Here is a 21767-nt window from a genome sequence, read left to right on the forward strand (position 1 = left end):
TGAGGAGACGGCAATGATCGGCAGATCCTCCCGCGACCGGCCGTCGGGCCGGACCCGCGACCAGCAGACCCGGCGGCTCGGCCGCGGCTTCGGACGGCTCATGGCGCTCGGCGTCATCCTGGTCATCGCCGGTGTGGTGGGCCTGGTCTACGTCGGGGTGGCGACGCTCACCTCGATGCTGCTGTTCGGCTGGCTGCTGCTGATCGGCGGGGTGGTCGGCCTGCTGCACGCCATCCAGGCACGCGGTTCGAGCTTCTTCTGGCTCGCGGTGATCGTGGCGGCGCTGAACATCGCGGCCGGTGTCGTGGTGATCCTCAAGCCGGGGGTCACGGCCGCCGCGCTGACCATGTTCGCCGCCCTGCTCTTCCTGACCGGCGGGGTCTTCCGGCTGGTCGGCGGGGTGGTGGTGCGCGGGCCGCAGTTCGGCTGGACGCTGGTGCAGGGCGCGTTCGGCATCCTGCTGGGCGTTCTGGTGCTCAGCGACTGGCCGCACAGCAGCCGGTACGTGCTGGGCTGCTTCTTCGCGCTCGCGCTGCTCTTCGACGGCTTCGGGCTGTTCGCGATGGGGTTCGTCGGGCGCCGGATCATCGGCATGATCGACGAGGACCCGGAGGCCGGTGAGCGGCACGGACCGAGCTGGGTGAAGGAAGGGGTGGCGAATGGCTCGGAACAGTCCCCGACCGCGCCCTGGCGCTCCCTGGGAAAGAAACAAAAGGGGCATAACCGGTCTCAGGAGTGAGGGGGCCGGGCTCAACCGGTCAACAGGCGTCGATACGTGCTGACTTGTGTTCAGCAGGCCGATCCGGACCGATGCATTCTCAACACTCGACATGTGAGGATGCCTTCCGGACCACCCGCAGAACCTCCCGAGGAGCTGACCGCTCCGCTCGCGTACGAAGGCCGCCGGCGGTTCACCGCCCCGCCGGAGGTGGCATCGGTGCCCCTGGCGCGCCACGCGGTCAGGGATCTGCTCGACGAGCAGCAGGTGCCCGTCGCCCCCGCCGTCCTGGACGGCCTGCTGCTGATCGTCTCCGAACTCGTCACCAACGCCGTCCAGCACGCCGCCCTGCTCTCGCCCGAGATCGCCGTGCAGGTCACCATCGGGGCCGACTGGCTGCGCGTCGCCGTCGAGGACAGCCACCCCTACCGGCCGAAGGCCCTGGAGGCGGACGAAGATGACGTCGGCGGCCGGGGCCTGTGGCTGGTCAAGGTGATCACCACGGAAGCGGGCGGCAAGTGCGACGTCGAGCACACCGCGGACGGCGGCAAGGCCATCTGGGCCGAACTGCCGCTGTTCCCCCTCCCGGCGGGACCGCCGCTGCCTACCAGCCCGCCGACGGCCCCGTGAGCTCCCGCACCGCGGGACGCGCGGCGTCCAGCACGGTCATGAACCACGCCGAGAACGGCACGTCCGCATGCCGCTTGGCCAGCTCGTCGGGCGTCACGAACGCGATCTCGCCGACCTCGTCGGGGTTCGGCGCGGGATCGTTGCGCACCAGCCCCACGAAGAGGTGGTTGTACTCCTGCTCCACCAGGCCGGACGCCGGGTCCGGGTGGTTGTAGCGCACCGTGCCGGCCTCGGCGAGCAGCGAAGGGGCGAGCCCCAGCTCCTCGGCCACCCTGCGGGCGGCGGCGGCGAACGGCGTCTCGCCGGGGTACGGGTGGCCGCAGCAGGTGTTGGACCACACGCCGGGGGAGTGGTACTTCTCCAGCGCGCGGCGCTGCAGCAGCAGCCGGCCCATCTCGTCGAAGAGGAAGACCGAAAAGGCGCGGTGCAGCTGCCCTGGAGGCTGATGGGCGGCGAGCTTCTCCGCGGTGCCGATCGTCGTGCCGTCCTCGTCGACCAGCTCCAGCATGATCGGTTCGGCGGCGCCGTCCGGTGCGTTCACCGCCGAGTTCCCGGCGGTCTGTCCGTTGGCAGGTGTGATCGGCATGCCCATCCTTGTCGTCGGTCTTCGGTGCCAAGTCTGCCCTAGGCGCGTGGGCAACATGGGCCAACCGAGGTCCTGTGGTGCGCGGCGGCGCGGAAGTGGCCGCTGGGGGGCGTGAAACGGTGCCGGACGCCGGATGAACACCGGGAGCCGGACCGCTCGGCGGCGTACGCGCCACCGTCCCGGAGCGGGCCAGCCCCGAGCCCCCGGCCCGTGAGAAGGTCCACAGCCCGCACCGCGGCCCGCGGCCACCGGGGCACACCGGCCGCGGGCCGCACCGCCACGGAAGCCGGAGCGCCGCCGGGTCGCCTGACCTGGCATGGTCCTCACCACAACCGCCGAGGACCAACCCGCCCCACCCATGACCAGCCCGCTCATAACCGGCACCGGTTCGCGGCCCCCGCGGGGACGGCAGTTGTTCATGCGCCACCCGATCCACCATGATGATCGCGGCAGGCGCAGCCGTCGGTCACTCGATCGTGCGGTGAATGCGCGGTGAACGGCCGCATCCCGCGATCCGATAGCCTCTGCCGACGTGCCACCCGGCCCGCCGGAGGCCAGGTGTGCCACGCCCGCTGCCCGGGTAGTTCGTTTCGAATGCGGACCGACCGGCGCTGCCTTGTCAGCATCCAAGGAGTGAGTTCGTCTGTCGACCGCCATCCTCACCGGTCCGCCGGTCGCCGGGTCGCCACTCGAAGGCGACCTGCGCGCGCTGGGCTTCGACGTCCGCACCGCCGATGATCCGCGTTCCGCCGCCGAGCTGATCGCCGCGGTGCCTGCACAGGAGCGGGTCGCCGTCGTCGACCCCCGCTTCGTCGGACACCGGCACACCCTCCGGCTGGCGCTCACCGACCCCCGGTTCCCGGCCGCCGCCGTGCCGGGCGCGCTCACCGCGCAGCCCGAGGCACGCGCCGCACTGAACCACGCCGCCACCAAGATCCCGGTCGGCGCGGGCACCGCACACCTCACCGACGTCCTCACCGGCACCCTGACCGACGCGCTGGAGCGCGCGGACATCGGCCTCCAGCGGATCGAGCTGGGCAGCCTGGTCGCCGCCGTACCGCTCACCCCCGCCCAGCGCGAGGACGCCACGGAAGCGGTCGCCGCCGTCGACGGCGAGGCGGTACGGCTGCGCACCGCGGTCAAGTCCCGCGACGGCTTCTTCACGACGTACTGCATCAGCCCGTACTCCCGCTACCTCGCCCGCTGGTGCGCGCGCCGCGGGCTGACCCCCAACCAGGTCACCACCGCCTCGCTGCTCACCGCGCTGATCGCCGCGGGCTGCGCGGCCACCGGCAGCCGCGGCGGCTTCATCGCGGCCGGCGCCCTGCTGCTCTTCTCCTTCGTCCTGGACTGCACCGACGGGCAGCTCGCCCGCTACTCGCTCCAGTACTCGACGATGGGCGCCTGGCTCGACGCCACCTTCGACCGCGCCAAGGAGTACGCCTATTACGCGGGCCTGGCGCTGGGCGCGGCCCGCGGCGGCGACGACGTCTGGGCGCTGGCGCTCGGCGCGATGGTGCTCCAGACCTGCCGCCACATCGTCGACTTCTCCTTCAACGAGGCGAACCACGACGCGAGCGCCAACACCAGCCCCACCGCCGCGCTCTCCGACAAGCTCGACAGCGTCGGCTGGACGGTCTGGGCCCGCCGCATGATCGTGCTGCCCATCGGCGAACGCTGGGCCATGATCGCCGTGCTGACCGCCCTGACCACCCCGCGCATCGTCTTCTACGCCCTGCTCATCGGCTGCGCGCTGGCCGCCTGCTACACCACAGCGGGACGGGTGCTGCGCTCGCTGACCCGCAGGGCCAGGCGCACCGACCGCGCGGCACAGGCGCTCGCCGACCTCGCCGACTCGGGACCGCTCGCCGAGCTGATCGCCGGCACCATGCGTGGCCGCGGCCGGGCCGGCTCCTTCCTCGCGCCCGCCATGGCCTTCCTCTCCGCCGCCGTCCTGCTGATCTGGGTGCTCTTCGAGGACGACCCGGCCTCCTGGCTGACGGTGGGCGTCGCCGCCTGCGCCGCGGTGCTGTCAGGCGTGGCCGTCGCCCGCCCCCTCAAGGGCGTCCTGGACTGGCTGGTGCCGCCGTTCTTCCGCGTCGCCGAATACACCACGATCCTGGTCCTGGCCGCCCGCGCGGACGTGCCGGGTGCGCTGCCCGCGGCGTTCGGGCTGGTCGCGGCGGTCGCCTACCATCACTACGACGCGGTCTACCGCATCCGCGGCGGCAGCGGAGCGCCGCCGCGGTGGCTGGTCCGTGCGGCCGGCGGCAGTGAGGGACGGATCCTCGTGGTCACTGTCCTCGCCGCCCTGCTGTCCCCCTCAGGTTTCACCATCGCGCTCACGGCGCTCGCCGTCGCGGTGGCCCTGCTGGTGCTCGTCGAGAGCATCGGTTTCTGGGTGTCCTCCGGAGCACCCGCCGTACACGATGAAGGAGAACCCGCATGATCGGCCTCGTGCTGGCAGCCGGCGCCGGACGGCGTCTGCGTCCCTACACCGACACCCTGCCCAAGGCTCTGGTGCCGGTCGATGGGGACACGACCATCCTGGACCTGACCCTCGGCAACTTCGCCGAGATCGGCCTGACCGAGGTCGCCATCATCGTCGGCTACCGCAAGGAAGCCGTGTACGAGCGCAAGGAGGCCCTGGAGCAGAAGTACGGCCTCAAGCTCACCCTGATCGACAACGACAAGGCCGAGGAGTGGAACAACGCCTACTCCCTGTGGTGCGGCCGTGACGCGATCCAGCACACCGTGATCCTCGCCAACGGCGACACCGTGCACCCGGTCTCCGTCGAGAAGACCCTGCTCGCCGCCCGCGGCAAGGGCCAGAAGATCATCCTCGCGCTCGACACCGTCAAGCAGCTCGCCGACGAGGAGATGAAGGTCGTCGTCGACGGCGACAAGGGCGTCCGCAAGATCACCAAGCTGATGGACCCGGCGGAGGCCACCGGCGAGTACATCGGCGTCACCCTCATCGAGGGCGAGGCCGCGGCCGAGCTGGCCGACGCGCTCAAGACCACCTTCGAGCGCGACCCCGACCTCTACTACGAGGACGGCTACCAGGAGCTGGTCAACCGCGGCTTCACCGTCGACGTGGCGCCCATCGGCGACGTCAAGTGGGTCGAGATCGACAACCACGACGACCTCGCGAAGGGCCGTGAGATCGCATGCCAGTACTGACCCGCCTCATCCCGTCCCCGGTCGTCGTCGACATCAACGCCGGCGCCCTGGACGACCTGGCGGGCCTGCTGGCCGATCAGCGCATCTCCGCGTCCGGCAAGCTCGCCATCGCGATCAGCGGTGGCTCGGGGGCGCGGCTGCGTGAGCGGCTGTCCCCCGCGCTGCCCGGCGCCGACTGGTACGAGGTCGGCGGCGGCACCCTCGACGACGCGATCAAGCTCGGCGACGCCATGAAGAAGGGGCACTACGACGCGGTCGTGGGCCTCGGCGGCGGCAAGATCATCGACTGTGCGAAGTACGCCGCGGCGCGCATCGGGCTGCCGCTCGTCGCCGTCGCGACGAACCTCTCGCACGACGGCCTGTGCTCGCCGGTCGCGACCCTCGACAACGACGCGGGCCGCGGCTCCTACGGAGTGCCGAACCCGATCGCCGTGGTGATCGACCTCGACATCATCCGCGAGGCACCGGTCCGCTTCGTCCGCTCCGGCATCGGCGACGCCATCTCCAACATCTCCGCGGTCGCGGACTGGGAGCTGGCGCACCGCGAGAACGGCGAGGCGATAGACGGCCTCGCCGCCGCCATGGCGCGCCAGGCGGGCGAGGCCGTACTGCGGCACCCCGGCGGCGTCGGCGACGACAACTTCCTCCAGGTGCTGGCCGAGGGCCTGGTCCTCACCGGCATCTCGATGTCCGTCGCGGGCGACAGCCGCCCGGCCTCCGGCGCCTGCCACGAGATCAACCACGGCTTCGACATCCTCTTCCCCAAGCGGGCCGCGAGCCACGGCGAGCAGTGCGGCCTCGGTGCCGCGTTCGCCACGTACCTGCGCGGGGACAAGGAGACGTCGGCGCTGATGGTCGAGGTGCTCCGGCGGCACGGCCTGCCGGTCACGCCGGGGGAGATCGGCTTCACGGACGAGGAGTTCGTCCAGGTCGTCGAGTTCGCACCGAAGACCCGTCCCGGGCGCTACACCATCCTGGAGCACCTGGACCTGTCCACCGACGAGATCAGGGACGCATACGCCGACTATGCCAAAACCATCAGTAGCTGAACTCCGGCCGGTCGTTCACCCTCCGGGCGTGAAGGACCGGCGGAGCGGCGAGCACTGGGCCGGCCGGCTCTACATGCGCGAGGTCTCGCTGCGCATCGACCGGCACCTGGTGACCACGCGGGTCACGCCCAACCAGCTGACCTACGTGATGACCGTCGCCGGCGCCCTCGCCGCCCCCGCCCTTCTGGTGCCGGGGATCTGGGGCGCCGTGCTCGGTGTGGTGATGGTCCAGCTCTATCTGCTGTTCGACTGCGTCGACGGTGAGATCGCCCGCTGGAAGAAGCAGTACTCGATGTCCGGGGTGTACCTGGACCGGGTCGCCGCCTACCTGTGCGACGCCGCGGTCCTGGTCGGCTTCGGCCTGCGCGCCGCCGACCTGTGGGGCCCGGGGCGGATCGACTGGCTGTGGGCCTTCCTCGGCACCCTCGCCGCTCTCGGCGCGATCCTGATCAAGGCGGAGACCGACCTCGTCGGTGTCGCCCGTCACCAGCAGGGCATGGCGCCGGTCAAGGAGACGGCGTCCGAGCCGCGCTCCTCCGGTATGGCCCTGGCCCGCAAGGCCGCCGCGGCGCTGAAGTTCCACCGGCTCGTCCTCGGCGTCGAGGCGTCGCTGCTGATCCTGGTCCTGGCGATCGTGGACACGGCCAGGGGCGATCTGTTCTTCTCCCGCCTCGGTGTCGCCGTGCTGGCCGGCATCGCACTCCTCCAGACCGTGCTCCACCTCGTGTCCATCCTCGCTTCCAGCAGGCTCAAGTGACGAACTCCCCTCAGAAGATGACGGTCGGCGCGGTTGTCCTCACCATGGGCAACCGCCCCGAGGAACTGCGCGCGCTGCTGGACTCGGTCGCCAAGCAGGACGGCGACCCGGTCGAGGTCGTGGTCGTCGGCAACGGTTCGCCGCTGCCCGAACTGCCCGCCGGCGTACGGACGGTCGAGCTGCCGGAGAACGTCGGCATCCCGGCGGGCCGCAACGTCGGCATCGAGGCGTTCGGGCCCGGCGGCACCGACGTCGACATCCTGCTCTTCCTGGACGACGACGGACTGCTGGCGAGGACCGACACCGCCGAGCTGTGCCGCGAGGCGTTCGCCAAGGACGACAGGCTCGGCATCATCAGCTTCCGGATCGCCGACCCGGACACCGGCGAGACCCAGCGCCGGCACGTACCGCGGCTGCGCGCGTCGGACCCGATGCGGTCCTCCCGTGTCACCACCTTCCTGGGCGGCGCCAATGCCGCCCGCACGAAGGTGTTCGACGAGGTCGGCGGGCTGCCCGACGACTTCTTCTACGCGCACGAGGAGACCGACCTGGCCTGGCGCGCCCTGAACGCGGGCTGGCTGATCGACTACCGGTCGGACATGCTGCTGCTGCACCCGACGATGGCGCCCAGCAGGCACGCGGTCTACCACCGCATGGTCGCCCGCAACCGCGTCTGGCTGGCCCGGCGCAATCTGCCCGTCCTGCTGGTTCCGGTCTATCTCGGTGTCTGGTTTCTGCTCACCCTCGCCCGGCGTCCTTCATGGCCTGCGCTGCGCGTCTGGCTGGGCGGCTTCAAGGAGGGCTGGACGACCCCGTGCGGTCCCAGGCGCCCCATGAAGTGGCGTACCGTTTGGCGCCTGACCCGGCTGGGCCGCCCTCCCGTCATCTGACAAGCTCATATCTGAGAGCATCAGGCGCGATCCGGGGCGTGGCCCCGGCAGCGCACCTTGAGGACGAAAGTGTCAACTGTGAGCGAGACTACGCACGACAGTGCGGTCGCCATGAGTGCCCCGCCATCTCCCGACGACGGGCTCACCCCGGCCCAGCTGGCCCATAAGTACGGGCTGTCGCAGAGTGGAGCCCGGCCGGGCCTGTTCGAATATGTCCAGCAGCTGTGGGACCGGCGGCATTTCATCGCCGCCTTCTCCAGCGCCAAGCTGACCGCCCAGTACAGCCAGGCGAAGCTGGGCCAGGTCTGGCAGGTGGCGACGCCACTCCTCAACGCGCTGGTGTACTTCTTCATCTTCGGCATGCTCATGGGCGGCCGGGGATCGATGAAGAACGACGTCTACATTCCGTTCCTGGTGACCGGTGTGTTCGTCTTCACCTTCACCCAGAGCTCGGCGATGGCCGGTGTCCGGGCGATCGCCGGGAACCTCGGCCTGGTGCGCGCGCTGCACTTCCCGCGCGCCTCGCTGCCGATCTCGTTCGCGTTGCAGCAGCTCCAGCAGCTGCTCTTCTCGATGATCGTGCTGTTCCTGATCCTGGTCGGGTTCGGTCACTACCCGTCCTGGTCCTGGCTGCTGATCTTCCCGACGCTGGCCCTCCAGTACGTCTTCAACACCGGCCTGGCGCTGTTCATGGCGCGGGCCGGCGCCAAGACCCCGGACCTGGCCCAGCTGCTGCCGTTCATCATGCGCACCTGGATGTACGCGTCCGGTGTCATGTACAACCTGACCGAGCAGCTGCGGGGCAAGAACGCCCCGGAGTGGCTGATCAACACCTTGGCGTCCAACCCGGCGTCGGTCTACATCGACCTGATGCGGTTCTCGCTGATCAACCACGGCTTCGACAGGGCCGACCTGCCGCCGCACGTCTGGGCGCTCGCGCTCGGCTGGGCCGTGGTCGCCGGAGTCCTGGGCTTTGTGTATTTCTGGAAGGCTGAGGAGCGTTACGGCCGTGGCTGAGCAGCAGAACGACAACGGCGCGCAGGCGCCGGCCGTCCCGGCCACCCCCACCGTGATCGCCGACGATCTGCACATCGTCTACCGCGTCTACGGAGGCAGCAGCGGCAAGGGCAGCGCGACCGCCGCACTGAACCGCATCATCCGCCGCAAGCCGGGCGGCAGCGTCCGCGAGGTGCACGCGGTCAAGGGCGTCACCTTCACCGCCTACCGCGGCGAGGCGATCGGCCTGATCGGCTCGAACGGCTCCGGCAAGTCGACCCTGCTGCGCGCCATCGCGGGGCTGCTGCCGGCCGAGCGCGGCAAGGTCTACACCGACGGCCAGCCCTCCCTGCTGGGGGTCAACGCCGCGCTGATGAACGACCTGACCGGCGAGAAGAACGTGGTGCTCGGCGGCCTGGCCATGGGCATGTCCCGCGACCAGGTACGCGAGCGTTACCAGGGCATCGTGGACTTCTCGGGCATCAACGAGAAGGGCGACTTCATCTCGCTGCCGATGCGGACGTACTCGTCCGGCATGGCGGCCAGGCTGCGGTTCTCCATCGCGGCGGCCAAGGACCACGACGTCCTGATGATCGACGAGGCGCTGGCCACCGGTGACCGCAAGTTCCAGAAGCGCTCCGAGGCCCGCATCCGGGAGCTGCGCAAGGAAGCCGGCACGGTCTTCCTGGTCAGCCACAACAACAAGTCGATCAGGGACACCTGTGACCGGGTGCTGTGGCTGGAGAAGGGCGAACTCCTCATGGACGGCCCGACCGACGAAGTGATCAAGGCGTACGAGAAGGAGTCGGGCAAGTAGCCCGCAGCGTCGCCGAGGCCCCCGCGAGTACGGCTCGCGGGGGCCTGCTTCGTGAAGGATTGGTCAACTCGGCCGTGGCGGGGAACAGTTGGCGTCAATTGGATGTTGACCTGATCGTTGTCCGGGTGTTCGGCACCCGGTCGGACGCCGGTGAGATCTACGGCGTAAGCTGTACGGGTACTGAACGGCACAAGTGGTATAAGTCGGGCAATGCTCACTTTTCGGGCGGTTCACGGCCCGGTCGGGCGCGTCGCGACCTGCGGCGTGTCCGAAATGGGATGTTTTAGCTTGGCGGTGTAGAACGGGAGACGTGACGGCAATGGCTACTGGATCGCTCCGGCTCCGAAGCGCGCCGGGCAGCCTTCGGTGAGCCGAGGAACGGCTGAGGCCCCCGGCCGGCCGACGGACGCACAGTCACGCACCGTCCTCGACCAGGCAGCCCACGAAAACTTCCCTGTGGCGCCGTTCTTCCTGCCCCGCGCCTGGCGCGGGGACCTGATGGCCGTCTACGGCTTCGCCCGGCTCGTCGACGACATCGGGGACGGCGACCTCGCACCCGGCGGCGGCGACGCCGTCCTGCTCGGCCTGGAACGCACACAGAGCGACGACCGCCTGGTGATGCTCGACGCCCTGGAAGCCGACCTGCACCGCGTCTTCAGCGACCGTGCCCCCGGCCCCCGGCATCCGCTCATGCGCCGCCTCGGCCCCACCGTCCGCCGCTGTGCGCTCACGCCGGAACCGTTCACCGGCCTGATCGAGGCCAACCGCCAGGACCAGCGGGTCTCCCGCTACGCCGGATACGCCGATCTCGCCGCGTACTGCGAACTGTCGGCCAACCCTGTCGGCCGGCTGGTCCTCGGCATCACCGGCACCACCAGCCCCGAGCGCATCCGGCGCTCGGACGAGATCTGCACCGCCCTGCAGATCGTCGAGCACCTTCAGGACGTGGCCGAGGACCTCGGCCGCGACCGCATCTACCTGCCCGCGGAGGACATGGCACAGTTCGGTGTCACCGAGGCGGATCTGGCCGCCCCGAGCGGCAGCGCTGCGGTGCGCGCGCTGATCGCTCACGAGGCGGCGCGCGCCGCTGACCTGCTCGACGCCGGTGCCCCGCTGGTGGGCAGCGTGCACGGCAGGCTCAGGCTGCTGCTCGCCGGCTTCGTCGGCGGCGGGCGCGCCGCACTGCGGGCCATCGCCGCCGCCGATCACGACGTACTCCCCGGACCGCCCAAGCCGACCAAGCTCAGCCTGCTGCGCGAGGTGGGGGCGACATTGCGAAGAGAGGGGTGAGTCGGACCGTGGAGGCAACCGCACACACATCCGCGCCGGTGCTCGCTGCGTACCGCTACTGCGAGGCCGTCACCGGGCACCAGGCCCGGAACTTCGCGTACGGCATCCGGCTGCTGCCCGCAGGCAAGCGGCAGGCCATGTCGGCGCTCTACGCCTTTTCCCGCCGGGTCGACGACATCGGGGACGGCGCCCTGGAGCCGGCCGACAAGCGGCGCCGCCTGGAGGAGACCCGGGCGGTGCTGGCCCGGGTGAAGGACGGCGAGGTCGAGGAGGACGACACCGACCCGGTGGCCGTCGCGCTGAGCGACGCCGCCCGCCGCTTCCCGCTGCCCCTCGGCGGACTCGACGAACTGATCGACGGTGTCCTCATGGACGTGGCGGGCGAGACGTACGAGACCTGGGACGAGCTGAAGGTCTACTGCCGCTGCGTCGCCGGGGCGATCGGCCGGCTCTCGCTGGGCGTGTTCGGCACCGTCCCCGGTGCGCGTGACGTCGCACGCGCCCCCGAGTATGCCGACACCCTCGGCCTTGCCCTCCAGCTGACCAACATCCTGCGCGACGTCCGCGAGGACGCCGGGAACGGCCGCGTCTACCTGCCGGCCGATGACCTCGCGAAGTTCGGCTGCTCGGCCGGATTCGACGGCCCCGTCCCGCCGCCCGGCGCCGACTTCGCGGGGCTGGTCCGCTTCGAGGTGGCCCGCGCCCGCGCGCTGTTCGCCGAGGGGTTCAGGCTGCTGCCGATGCTCGACCGGCGCAGCGGCGCCTGTGTGGCGGCGATGGCCGGTATCTACCACCGTCTGCTGGCGCGCATCGAGGCCGACCCGGAGGCCGTCCTGCGCGGCAGGGTGTCGCTGCCCGGCCGGGAGAAGGCGTTCGTCGCGGTGCGCGGCCTCTCCGGTCTCGACGCCCGCGCGATCGGCCGCCGCTGGCCGGCCGGGGGGCGTGGATGAGCCACAGGACCGCTCCCGGAATTCACTCTTCCGTGTCGGCCCCACGGGCAACCCTCCCCGGGACGCCCGCGTCCTTGAGTGTCGTACGGGGGGAGAACTCATGACAGCGGGAGCGCAGCGGAACGGCCGCGGGCACCCTGCGGCGGCCGGCCGTCCCGAAGGGGCGAGCGCGGTCGTCGTCGGCGGCGGCCTGGCAGGTACCACCGCGGCGCTGGCGCTCGCCGACGCCGGGCTCCGGGTCACCCTCGTCGAGGGCAGGCCGCGGCTCGTCGGGCTGGTCTTCTCCTTCCGCCGCGGCTTCGGCGGCGGCGACCTGAGCATCGACAACGGCCAGCACGTCTTCCTGCGCTGCTGCACCGCCTACAGCGGCTTCCTGGAGCGGCTCGGGGCCACCCATCTGGTGCCCCTTCAGGACCGCATGGACGTGCCGGTCCTGGACGCCGACCGGATGCGGCTCGGGCGGCTGCGGCGCACCGCGCTGCCCGTGCCGCTGCACCTCGCCAAGAGCCTCGCCCTGTACCCGCACCTCTCGCCCGCCGAGCGGGCCGGCGTGGTGCGCGCCACCCTCGCGCTCAAGGGCCTGGATCCGGACGACCCCGCGCTGGACGCGGTGGACTTCGGCAGCTGGCTGCGCCGGTACGGCCAGTCGGCCCGCGCCGTCGAGGCGCTGTGGGACCTCGTCGGCGTCGCCACCCTCAACGCCACCGCGGGCGACGCCTCGCTGGGCCTGGCGGCCAAGGTCTTCAAGACCGGGCTTCTCTCCGACCCCGGCGCGGCCGACATCGGCTGGTCCCGGGTACCGCTCGGCGACGTCCATGACACCCTCGCCCGCACCGCCCTGGAGAAGGCCGGTGTCCGCCTCGCCCTGCGCACCCGGGCGAGCCGCGTCGCCCGTACGGACGACGGCTGGCAGGTCTCGGTCAGCAGCGGGCCGCACGACCGCGAGCAGCTGACCGCCGACACCGTCGTGCTGGCCCTGCCGCAGCGCGAGACGCACGCCCTGCTCCCGGACGGCGCGCTGGACGACAAGGACCGGCTGCTCGGCATCGGCACCGCGCCGATCCTCAACGTCCACGTCGTCTACGACCGCAAGGTGCTGCGCCGCCCGTTCTTCGCCGCGGTCGGCTCCCCGGTCCAGTGGGTCTTCGACCGCACCGAAGCCTCCGGTATCGCCCGGCTTCCCGAGGGCGCAGGCTGCCAGTACCTCGCCCTCTCGCAGTCCGCCGCGCAGGAGGAGATCGAGCAGCCGGTCGCCAAGCTGCGCGCCCGCTACCTTCCGGAGCTGGAGCGGCTGCTGCCCGCCGCGCGCGGCGCCCGGGTCCGCGACTTCTTCGTCACCCGCGAGCGCACCGCGACGTTCGCCCCCGAACCGGGCGTCGGCAGGCTCCGCCCCGCCGCCCGTACCCGAACCGCCGGCCTGTACATGGCCGGTGCGTGGACCGCCACCGGGTGGCCCGCGACCATGGAAGGCGCCGTGCGCAGCGGAACCGCAGCCGCGCGCGAGGCGCTCACCGAACTCGGCTTCCCCCAGGGCCAGTTGCCCCAGGAGGCAGCATGACAACGAGCACCAGCGCTCGCACGAGCACGAGCATCGGAAACAGAGGAGAAACCGTGAACCCGGCTTCCCCAGCTATCGACGCCGAGAGCGTCACCGCGCTGCTGGAGCGTGGAAGGACACTCGCCACTCCCGTGCTGCGTGCCGCCGTGGACCGGCTCGCTCCTCCCATGGACACCGTCGCCGCCTATCACTTCGGGTGGATCGACGCCGAGGGACGGCCCTCCGCGGCCGACGGCGGCAAGGCGATCCGGCCCGCCCTGGCCCTGCTGTCCGCCGAGGCGGCGGGAGCGGCGCCGGAGAAGGGCATTCCCGGCGCGGTGGCCGTCGAGCTGGTGCACAACTTCTCGCTGCTGCACGACGACCTCATGGACGGCGACGAGCAGCGCAGACACCGCGACACGGTGTGGAAGGTGCACGGCCCCGCCCAGGCCATCCTGGTCGGTGACGCGCTCTTCGCCCTCGCCAACGAGATCCTGCTGGAGCTCGGCACGGTCGAGGCCGGCCGCGCGACGCGCCGGCTCACCGTGGCCACCCGCAAGCTGATCGACGGCCAGGCCCAGGACATCTCCTACGAGCACCGCGAGCGGGTCACCGTCGCGGAGTGCCTGGAGATGGAGGGCAACAAGACCGGCGCCCTGCTCGCCTGCGCCGTCTCCATCGGTGCGGTACTCGGCGGCGCCGACGACCGCACCGCAGACATCCTCGAAAAGTACGGCTACCACCTCGGCCTCGCCTTCCAGGCGGTCGACGACCTGCTCGGCATCTGGGGCGACCCGGAGGCCACCGGCAAGCAGACCTGGAGCGACCTGCGCCAGCGCAAGAAGTCGCTGCCGGTCGTCGCGGCTCTGGATGCCGGCGGGCCCGCCTCCGAGCGTCTCGCCGGCATTCTCGCGGCCGACGCGAAGAAGAGCGAGACCGAGATCGCCGACTTCACCGAGGAGGAGTTCGCCTCCCGCGCGGCCCTGATCGAGGAGGCCGGCGGTCGCGAGTGGACCTCCCAGGAGGCCCGCCGCCAGCACGCCACGGCCGTCGCCGCGCTGGACGAGGTGGACATGCCGGAAAGGATCCGCGCGCAGCTCGTCGCGCTCGCGGACTTCGTCGTCGTACGAGAGAGATGATCACCATCGACACGAACTGATCGCAGTCGCCGGCCGGTGCCAGCCGGGCGCCGGCCGACGGAATCCCTGAGCACGCTTCACAGTTCACTGCAGAAGGGGAAGCCATGACAGCGACGACCGACGGAAGCACCGGGGCGCTGCCGCCCCGGGCCCCTTCGGCCAGCGATGCCACCGCTGAGACAACCGAAAACACCGCAGCATCAGCAGAGAAACGGCCCGCTGCCCCGTCCGGTACGACGGAAGCCGCCCGGCGCGCGACGGCCCGCGCCACCGCCCACCTCCTCGCCGCCCAGGACTCCGCAGGATGGTGGAAGGGCGACCTCGACACCAATGTGACGATGGACGCCGAGGACCTTTTGCTCCGTCAGTTCCTGGGCATCCAGGACCCGGAACTCACCGAAGCCGCCGCCCGGTTCATCCGCGGCGAGCAGCGCGAGGACGGCACCTGGGCCACCTTCTACGGCGGCCCGGGCGAGATCTCCACCACCATCGAGGCGTACGTCGCGCTCCGGCTCGCCGGTGACGCCCCGGACGCGCCGCACATGGCCAGGGCATCCGCCTGGGTGCGCGAGCGCGGCGGCGTCGCCGCGTCCCGCGTCTTCACCCGCATCTGGCTGGCCCTCTTCGGCTGGTGGAAGTGGGACGACCTCCCCGAACTCCCGCCGGAACTCATCTACTTCCCGAAGTGGTTCCCGCTCAACATCTACGACTTCGGCTGCTGGGCCCGGCAGACCATCGTGCCGCTGACCATCGTCTCGGCCAAGCGCCCGGTACGCCCCGCGCCGTTCGCCCTGGACGAGCTGCACATCGATCCGCATCCCCCGCAACCGCTCGCCCCCGTGACCAGCTGGGACGGCGTCTTCCAGCGGCTCGACAAAGGGCTGCACCTCTACCACAAGGTCGCGGTGCGCAAGCTGCGCGGCGCGGCGATGCGCTCGGCGGCCCGCTGGATCATCGAGCGCCAGGAGAACGACGGTTGCTGGGGCGGTATCCAGCCACCCGCCGTCTACTCCATCATCGCCCTGCACCTCCTCGGGTACGACCTCGACCACCCGGTGCTCCGCACCGGCCTCGCGTCGCTCGACCGGTTCGCGGTGTGGCGCGAGGACGGCGCCCGGATGATCGAGGCGTGTCAGTCCCCGGTCTGGGACACCTGCCTGGCCGCCATCGCACTCGCCGACGCCGGGCTCCCCGCCGATCACCCGCAGCTGGTCAAGGCCGCCGACTGGATGCTCGCCGAACAGATCGAGAGACCCGGCGACTGGAGGGTCCGCAGGCCCCAACTCCCCTCCGGTGGCTGGGCGTTCGAGTTCGAGAACGACAACTACCCGGACATCGACGACACCGCCGAAGTGGTGCTCGCACTGCGCCGGATCAAGCACCCGGACCCGCAGCGGGTGGCCGCCGCCGTCGAGCGCGGGGTGCGCTGGAGCGCCGGGATGCAGTCGAAGAACGGAGCCTGGGGCGCCTTCGACGCCGACAACACCAGCCCGTTCCCCGACCGTCTGCCGTTCTGCGACTTCGGTGAGGTCATCGACCCGCCGTCCGCCGACGTCACCGCCCACGTGGTCGAGATGCTCGCCGAGGTCGGCCGCACCGACCACCCGCGCACCCGCCGCGGCATCGACTGGCTGCTGGCCGAACAGGAGCCCGGCGGCGCCTGGTTCGGGCGCTGGGGCACCAACTACGTCTACGGCACCGGGTCGGTGCTGCCCGCGCTGGCCGCGGCCGGTGTCCCCGCCTCGCATCCCGCCGTCCGCCGCGCCGTCGGCTGGCTGGAGCGGGTGCAGAACGAGGACGGCGGCTGGGGCGAGGACCAGCGGTCCTACCAGGACAAGAGCTGGGCGGGACGCGGCGCCTCCACCGCATCGCAGACCGGCTGGGCGCTGATGGCGCTGCTCGCGGCCGGCGAGCGGGAGAGCGAGGCCGTACGGCGCGGGGTGCGCTGGCTGGCCGACACCCAGCTCGACGACGGGTCCTGGGACGAGCCGTACTTCACCGGCACCGGCTTCCCGTGGGACTTCTCCATCAACTATCACCTCTACCGGCAGGTGTTCCCGCTGACGGCGCTGGGCCGTTACGTCAACGGCGGGCCGGCCGGCACGGCGCTGGGGGACTGATGCCGAGACGGCCCCCGCCGGAGGGCGGACCCCCGCTGCTGGTCGCCTGCGCGCTCGGCATCGAGCGGTTCGCACTGCGCGGCGGCCGTGGCGGGGACCGCACCCCGGTGGTCACCCTGCGCACCGGCATGGGCCCCCAATCGGCCGAACGGGCGATGACCAAGGCCCTGCGGCCGGGGGCCGTCACCGAGCACTCCCCGGTGATCGCCAGCGGATTCTGCGCCGGGCTCGCCCCCGGCATGCGGCCGGGGGACCTCGTCGTGGCCGACCGGACGCGTGATCACCGGCCGGGCGCACCCGAGGTGACCTGCCACGACAACGACATGCTGCGGCGGGCCCTGCGCGCCCGCGGGCTGACCGTGCACACCGGGCTGCTGTGCGGCAGCGACCACGTCGTGCGCGGCGCCGAGCGGGCCGAGCTGCATGCCGCGGGCGCCGTCGCCGTGGACATGGAGTCCGCGGCGACGCTCCGGGCGGCGGCCGGCCCGGGTGACGGTCCTGTCCGTCCGGTTGCGGCCGTCCGGGTGGTCGTGGACGCTCCAGAACATGAACTCGTACGCATTGCGACCGTGCGCGGAGGAATATCGGCCTTCCGCGTCCTGCGGTCCGTCCTTCCTGTTTTCTTCGAATGGCACCGTTCTTTGCTGCTCCCCAGGAGGTGAGCCAGATGGTTATGCCGCTCCGCCAGTCCATCAGGGTCGGGACCTATCTCTTTGAACAGAAGCTCAGGAAACGTGAGAAGTTTCCGCTGATCGTGGAACTGGAACCGCTCTTCGCCTGCAACCTCAAATGCGAGGGCTGCGGGAAGATCCAGCATCCTGCGGGTGTGCTCAAGCAGCGCATGCCGGTCGCGCAGGCCGTCGGCGCGGTGCTGGAGTCCGGCGCCCCGATGGTCTCCATCGCCGGCGGCGAACCCCTGATGCACCCGCAGATCGACGAAATCGTGCGGCAGTTGGTGGCCAAGAAGAAATATGTCTTCCTGTGCACCAACGCGATGCTGATGCGTAAGAAGATGGAAAAGTTCACGCCGTCGCCGTACTTCGCTTTCGCGGTGCACATCGACGGCATGCGCGAACGGCACGACGAATCCGTCGCGAAGGAGGGGGTGTTCGACGAGGCGGTGGCGGCCATGAAGGAGGCCAAGCGGCGCGGATTCCGCGTCACCACGAACTCCACCTTCTTCAATACGGACACCCCGCAGACCATCATCGAGGTACTCAATTACCTCAACGACGACCTGAAGGTCGACGAGATGATGCTGTCGCCCGCCTACGCCTACGAAAAGGCCCCCGACCAGGAGCACTTCCTGGGTGTCGAGCAGACCAGGGAGCTTTTCAAGAAGGCGTTCGCCGGGGGCAACCGCAGGCGCTGGCGGCTCAATCACAGCCCGCTCTTCCTCGACTTCCTGGAGGGTAAGGCGGACTTCCCGTGCACCGCCTGGGCGATCCCCAACTACTCGCTCTTCGGCTGGCAGCGGCCCTGCTACCTGATGAGCGACGGCTACGTCCCCACGTACCGGGAGCTGATCGAGGAGACCGACTGGGACAAGTACGGGCGCGGCAAGGACCCGCGGTGCGCCAACTGCATGGCGCACTGCGGATACGAGCCGACCGCCGTCCTGGCCACCATGGGTTCGCTGAAGGAATCCCTGCGCGCGGCGAAGGAGACCATCGCGGGGAACCGCGGCTGACGTCAGGGCCGTGGAGGCCGTCTCCCGCCCTCTCGGAAGGGCGGGAGACGGCCTTCTGGCGTCGCCATCAGCCGACCGAGTAAGTGGAGGGGACCGAGCATGACGATGCTGGAAGGCATCAGGGAACCGCGCGACCTCAAGGCGCTCGGCGCGGAACGCCTGGACGAACTCGCCGCGGAAGTACGGCAGTTCCTGGTTCCGGCCGTGGCCCGCACCGGCGGGCATCTGGGACCGAACCTGGGTGTGGTCGAGCTGACCATCGCCCTGCACCGCGTCTTCGACTCACCTGCCGACCGGATCCTGTGGGACACCGGCCACCAGTCCTACGTCCATAAACTCCTCACCGGACGCCAGGACTTCTCCAAGCTGCGCATCAAGGGCGGTCTGTCCGGCTATCCCTCGCGGGCCGAGTCCGAGCACGACGTCATCGAGAACAGCCATGCGTCGATGGTGCTTGGCTGGGCCGACGGCCTCGCGAAGGCGAACCAGGTGCGCGGCAAGGACGACCACGTCGTCGCGGTGATCGGTGACGGCGCGCTGACCGGCGGTATGGCCTGGGAGGCGCTGAACAACATCGCCGCCGCCAAGGACCGCCCGCTGATCATCGTCGTCAACGACAACGAACGCTCCTACGCGCCGACGATAGGCGGCCTCGCCGACCACCTCGCCACCCTGCGCACCACCGACGGCTACGAGGCGTTCCTCTCCTGGGGCAAGGACCTGATCCAGCGCACCCCGGTCGTCGGACGGCAGCTGTACGAGTCGCTGCACGGCGCGAAGAAGGGCTTCAAGGACGCCTTCGCGCCGCAGGGCATGTTCGAGGACCTCGGGCTGAAATACGTCGGCCCGGTCGACGGGCACGACATCGCCGCCGTCGAGTCCGCGCTGCGCCGCGCGGCCGGTTTCCACGGCCCGGTGCTGGTGCACTGCCTGACCGAGAAGGGCCGCGGCTACCGGCCCGCCCTGGAGCACGAGGCGGACCGCTTCCACACCATCGGCGCGATGGACCTTCCCCCGGCCACCGCTGGGATGTGCCCCCCGCCCCGCGAGCCGGCCGCCCCGCCGGGCCCGCCGTCCTGGACGTCCGTCTTCGGCGACGAGATGGTCAGGATCGGCGCCGAGCGGCCCGACGTCGTCGCGCTCACGGCGGCCATGCGCGATCCGGTCGGGCTCTCCCGGTTCGCCGCGGCGTACCCGGAGCGGATCTGGGACGTCGGCATCGCCGAGCAGCACGCCGCCGTCTGCGCGGCGGGGCTTGCCACCGGCGGGCTGCACCCGGTCTTCGCGGTCTACGCGACGTTCCTCAACCGGGCCTTCGACCAGGTCCTGATGGACGTGGCCCTGCACAGGTGCGGAGTCACCTTCGTGCTCGACCGGGCGGGCGTGACCGGCGCCGACGGGGCCTCGCACAACGGCATGTGGGACATGTCGGTGCTCGGCGTGGTGCCGGGGCTGCGGATCGCCGCGCCGCGCGACGCCGAGCAGCTGCGGGCCCAGCTGCGCGAGGCACTGGACGTCGACGACGCGCCGACCGTCGTCCGCTACCCCAAGGAGGCGGTGGGCGAGCCGATCGCCGCGGTGCGGCGGACCGGCGGCGCCGACGTCCTCTACGAGCAGGCCGGGTCCGACGTCCTGCTCATCGCCGTCGGCGTGATGGCGCCCGTCTGCCTCCGGGCCGCCGAACTGCTGGCGGACCGCGGCATCGGCGCCACCGTCGTCGACCCGCGCTGGGTCCGCCCGGTCGACCACGCACTCGTCCAACTGGCCGCCGGACACGGCATGGTGGCCGTCGTCGAGGACAACGTCCGCAGCGGCGGCGTGGGTTCGGCCGTCGGGCAGGCGCTGCGGGACGCCGATGTGGACGTGCCGCTGCGGACCTTCGGCATCCCCGATGAGTTCCTGCCGCACGCCAAGCGCCGGGAGCTGCTGGCCGACCTCGGCCTCACCCCCGAAGAGATCGCCGGCCGCATCGGCGCCGGCCTCGCCCGTGAGGAGAACCGCTCGTGACCGGATTCGACCTGGCCCGGCTGCTCGCCGAACGCGGCGGCGAGCGCTACGACCTGCACACCCGCCACCTCAACCACCAGCTCCCGCGGATGCTGCACACCATCGGCTTCGACAAGGTCTACGAGCGGGCCGAAGGCGCCTACTTCTGGGACACGGACGGGCAGGACTATCTCGACATGCTCGCCGGCTTCGGCGTGATGGGCCTGGGGCGGCACCACCCGGTCGTACGGCAGGCGCTGCACGACGTACTGGACGCCCAGCTGCCCGACCTCACCCGCTTCGACTGCGCGCCGCTGCCCGGCCTGCTCGCCGAGCGGCTGCTGACCCACGCCCCCCACCTGGGCCGGGTCTTCTTCGGCAACAGCGGCACCGAAGCCGTCGAGACCGCCCTGAAGTTCGCCCGCTACGCCACCGGCAGACCGCGCGTCCTGTACTGCACGCACGCCTTCCACGGCCTGACCACGGGCTCGCTCTCGGTCAACGGCGAGGACGGCTTCCGCGACGGCTTCGCGCCGCTGCTGCCGGACACCGCCATCGAGATGGGGGACCTCGGGGCGCTGGAGCGGGAGTTGCGGCGCGGCGACGTGGCGGCGCTGGTCGTCGAACCGATCCAGGGCAAGGGGGTGCTGGCCGCGCCGCCCGGATTCCTGGGCGCCGCACAGGAGTTGCTGCACCGGCACAAGGCCCTGCTGATCGCCGACGAGGTGCAGACCGGCCTCGGCCGGACCGGCGACTTCTTCGCCTACCAGCACGAGAGCGGCGTCGAGCCGGACCTGGTCTGCGTCGCCAAGGCGCTCTCCGGCGGCTATGTGCCGGTCGGCGCCACCCTCGGCAAGGACTGGATCTTCAAGAAGGTCTACTCGTCCATGGACCGGGTGCTGGTGCACTCCGCCAGCTTCGGCGCCAACGCCCAGGCCATGGCGGCGGGGCTCGCCGTGCTGTCGGTCATGGAGGACGAGCAGCTCGTCGCCAACGCCCGGCGCACCGGCGACCTGCTGCGCACCCGGCTCGCCGCTCTCACCGAGAAGTACGAGCTGCTGCACGACGTCCGTGGTCGCGGCCTGATGATCGGCATCGAGTTCGGGCGGCCCAAGTCGCTCGGCCTGCGCAGCCGTTGGACGATGTTGCAGGCGGCGCGCAAGGGCCTGTTCGCGCAGATGGTCGTGGTGCCGCTGCTCCAGCGCCACCGCATCCTGACCCAGGTGTCGGGCGACCATCTCGAAGTCATCAAGCTGATCCCGCCGTTGACCATCGGCGAGCCCGAAGTGGACCGCTTCGTCGAGGCGTTCACGGCCGTCATGGACGACGCGCACGGCGGCGGCGGGCTGATGTGGGACTTCGGGCGGACGCTGGTGAAGCAGGCGGTCGCCCTTCGGTGACAGGCGGCGGGTGATTCGGGGGCGACGGT

Annotated in this window: 19 protein-coding genes; 18 read left to right on the forward strand and 1 reads right to left on the reverse strand. The window is 71.0% G+C overall.

Annotation, left to right across the window (positions count from 1 at the left end; genetic code table 11):
- Window positions 1-13: 13 nt before the first annotated feature.
- Window positions 14-739: an HdeD family acid-resistance protein gene (locus ACIBK8_RS06040; protein ID WP_399040365.1), complete on the forward strand. Its 726-nt coding sequence runs from the start codon at window positions 14-16 to the stop codon at window positions 737-739.
- A 99-nt stretch (window positions 740-838) separates the two neighbouring features.
- Window positions 839-1348, forward strand: coding sequence for an ATP-binding protein (locus ACIBK8_RS06045; RefSeq protein ID WP_399040744.1), 510 nt, complete (start codon window positions 839-841; stop codon window positions 1346-1348).
- Here the strand turns inward: ACIBK8_RS06045 and idi are convergent.
- Window positions 1323-1934, reverse strand: coding sequence for an isopentenyl-diphosphate Delta-isomerase (gene idi, locus ACIBK8_RS06050; RefSeq protein ID WP_399040366.1), 612 nt, complete (start codon window positions 1932-1934; stop codon window positions 1323-1325). The genes ACIBK8_RS06045 and idi overlap by 26 nt on opposite strands.
- 643 nt (window positions 1935-2577) lie before the next feature.
- On the opposite strand from idi, the gene ACIBK8_RS06055 reads away from it, so the two are divergent.
- From ACIBK8_RS06055 to ACIBK8_RS06130, 16 genes are all read left to right on the forward strand, one after another.
- On the forward strand, window positions 2578-4383 hold the full coding sequence (locus ACIBK8_RS06055; protein WP_399040745.1) for a DUF5941 domain-containing protein: 1806 nt from the start codon (window positions 2578-2580) through the stop codon (window positions 4381-4383).
- Entirely contained in the window at window positions 4380-5117 is a 738-nt protein-coding gene (locus ACIBK8_RS06060; protein WP_399040367.1) for a sugar phosphate nucleotidyltransferase, read from the forward strand. The genes ACIBK8_RS06055 and ACIBK8_RS06060 overlap by 4 nt, the downstream gene beginning before the upstream one ends.
- Window positions 5105-6166, forward strand: a complete 1062-nt coding sequence (locus ACIBK8_RS06065; RefSeq protein ID WP_393681708.1) for an iron-containing alcohol dehydrogenase family protein — start codon at window positions 5105-5107, stop codon at window positions 6164-6166. The genes ACIBK8_RS06060 and ACIBK8_RS06065 overlap by 13 nt, the downstream gene beginning before the upstream one ends.
- Complete coding sequence (locus tag ACIBK8_RS06070) at window positions 6144-6923, forward strand: CDP-alcohol phosphatidyltransferase family protein (RefSeq protein ID WP_399040369.1); 780 nt, start codon at window positions 6144-6146, stop codon at window positions 6921-6923. Before ACIBK8_RS06065 ends, ACIBK8_RS06070 begins: the two co-directional genes overlap by 23 nt.
- A 17-nt stretch (window positions 6924-6940) precedes the next feature.
- On the forward strand, window positions 6941-7813 hold the full coding sequence (locus ACIBK8_RS06075) for a glycosyltransferase family 2 protein (protein WP_399040747.1): 873 nt from the start codon (window positions 6941-6943) through the stop codon (window positions 7811-7813).
- 78 nt (window positions 7814-7891) lie between these two features.
- Window positions 7892-8830 (forward strand): ABC transporter permease, encoded by a 939-nt coding sequence (locus tag ACIBK8_RS06080; protein WP_399040370.1) that lies wholly within the window; start codon window positions 7892-7894, stop codon window positions 8828-8830.
- The gene (locus ACIBK8_RS06085; RefSeq protein WP_399040371.1) at window positions 8823-9626 is read left to right on the forward strand and encodes an ABC transporter ATP-binding protein; all 804 of its coding nucleotides are present in this window, start codon (window positions 8823-8825) and stop codon (window positions 9624-9626) included. The genes ACIBK8_RS06080 and ACIBK8_RS06085 overlap by 8 nt, the downstream gene beginning before the upstream one ends.
- Window positions 9627-9992: 366 nt before the next feature.
- Entirely contained in the window at window positions 9993-10916 is a 924-nt protein-coding gene (hpnC, locus tag ACIBK8_RS06090; RefSeq protein WP_399040373.1) for a squalene synthase HpnC, read from the forward strand.
- Window positions 10913-11866: a presqualene diphosphate synthase HpnD gene (gene hpnD, locus ACIBK8_RS06095; RefSeq protein ID WP_399040374.1), complete on the forward strand. Its 954-nt coding sequence runs from the start codon at window positions 10913-10915 to the stop codon at window positions 11864-11866. Before hpnC ends, hpnD begins: the two co-directional genes overlap by 4 nt.
- A gap of 100 nt (window positions 11867-11966) precedes the next feature.
- The gene (hpnE, locus tag ACIBK8_RS06100; RefSeq protein ID WP_399040375.1) at window positions 11967-13424 is read left to right on the forward strand and encodes a hydroxysqualene dehydroxylase HpnE; all 1458 of its coding nucleotides are present in this window, start codon (window positions 11967-11969) and stop codon (window positions 13422-13424) included.
- Between the two features lie 53 nt (window positions 13425-13477).
- Window positions 13478-14542 (forward strand): polyprenyl synthetase family protein, encoded by a 1065-nt coding sequence (locus tag ACIBK8_RS06105; protein WP_399040376.1) that lies wholly within the window; start codon window positions 13478-13480, stop codon window positions 14540-14542.
- Window positions 14543-14646: 104 nt separating this feature from the next.
- Window positions 14647-16662, forward strand: a complete 2016-nt coding sequence (gene shc, locus ACIBK8_RS06110) for a squalene--hopene cyclase (protein WP_399040377.1) — start codon at window positions 14647-14649, stop codon at window positions 16660-16662.
- Complete coding sequence (locus ACIBK8_RS06115; protein WP_399040378.1) at window positions 16662-17324, forward strand: 1-hydroxy-2-methyl-2-butenyl 4-diphosphate reductase; 663 nt, start codon at window positions 16662-16664, stop codon at window positions 17322-17324. Before shc ends, ACIBK8_RS06115 begins: the two co-directional genes overlap by 1 nt.
- Before the next feature lie 5 nt (window positions 17325-17329).
- Window positions 17330-18352: an adenosyl-hopene transferase HpnH gene (gene hpnH / locus ACIBK8_RS06120; RefSeq protein WP_393681693.1), complete on the forward strand. Its 1023-nt coding sequence runs from the start codon at window positions 17330-17332 to the stop codon at window positions 18350-18352.
- A 99-nt stretch (window positions 18353-18451) separates the two neighbouring features.
- Window positions 18452-20359, forward strand: a complete 1908-nt coding sequence (dxs, locus tag ACIBK8_RS06125) for a 1-deoxy-D-xylulose-5-phosphate synthase (RefSeq protein ID WP_399040379.1) — start codon at window positions 18452-18454, stop codon at window positions 20357-20359.
- Window positions 20356-21738: an aspartate aminotransferase family protein gene (locus ACIBK8_RS06130; RefSeq protein WP_399040380.1), complete on the forward strand. Its 1383-nt coding sequence runs from the start codon at window positions 20356-20358 to the stop codon at window positions 21736-21738. The genes dxs and ACIBK8_RS06130 overlap by 4 nt, the downstream gene beginning before the upstream one ends.
- Window positions 21739-21767: the final 29 nt, after the last annotated feature.

The organism is Streptomyces sp. NPDC050161 (assembly GCF_044460025.1).
Classification (GTDB): domain Bacteria; phylum Actinomycetota; class Actinomycetes; order Streptomycetales; family Streptomycetaceae; genus Streptomyces.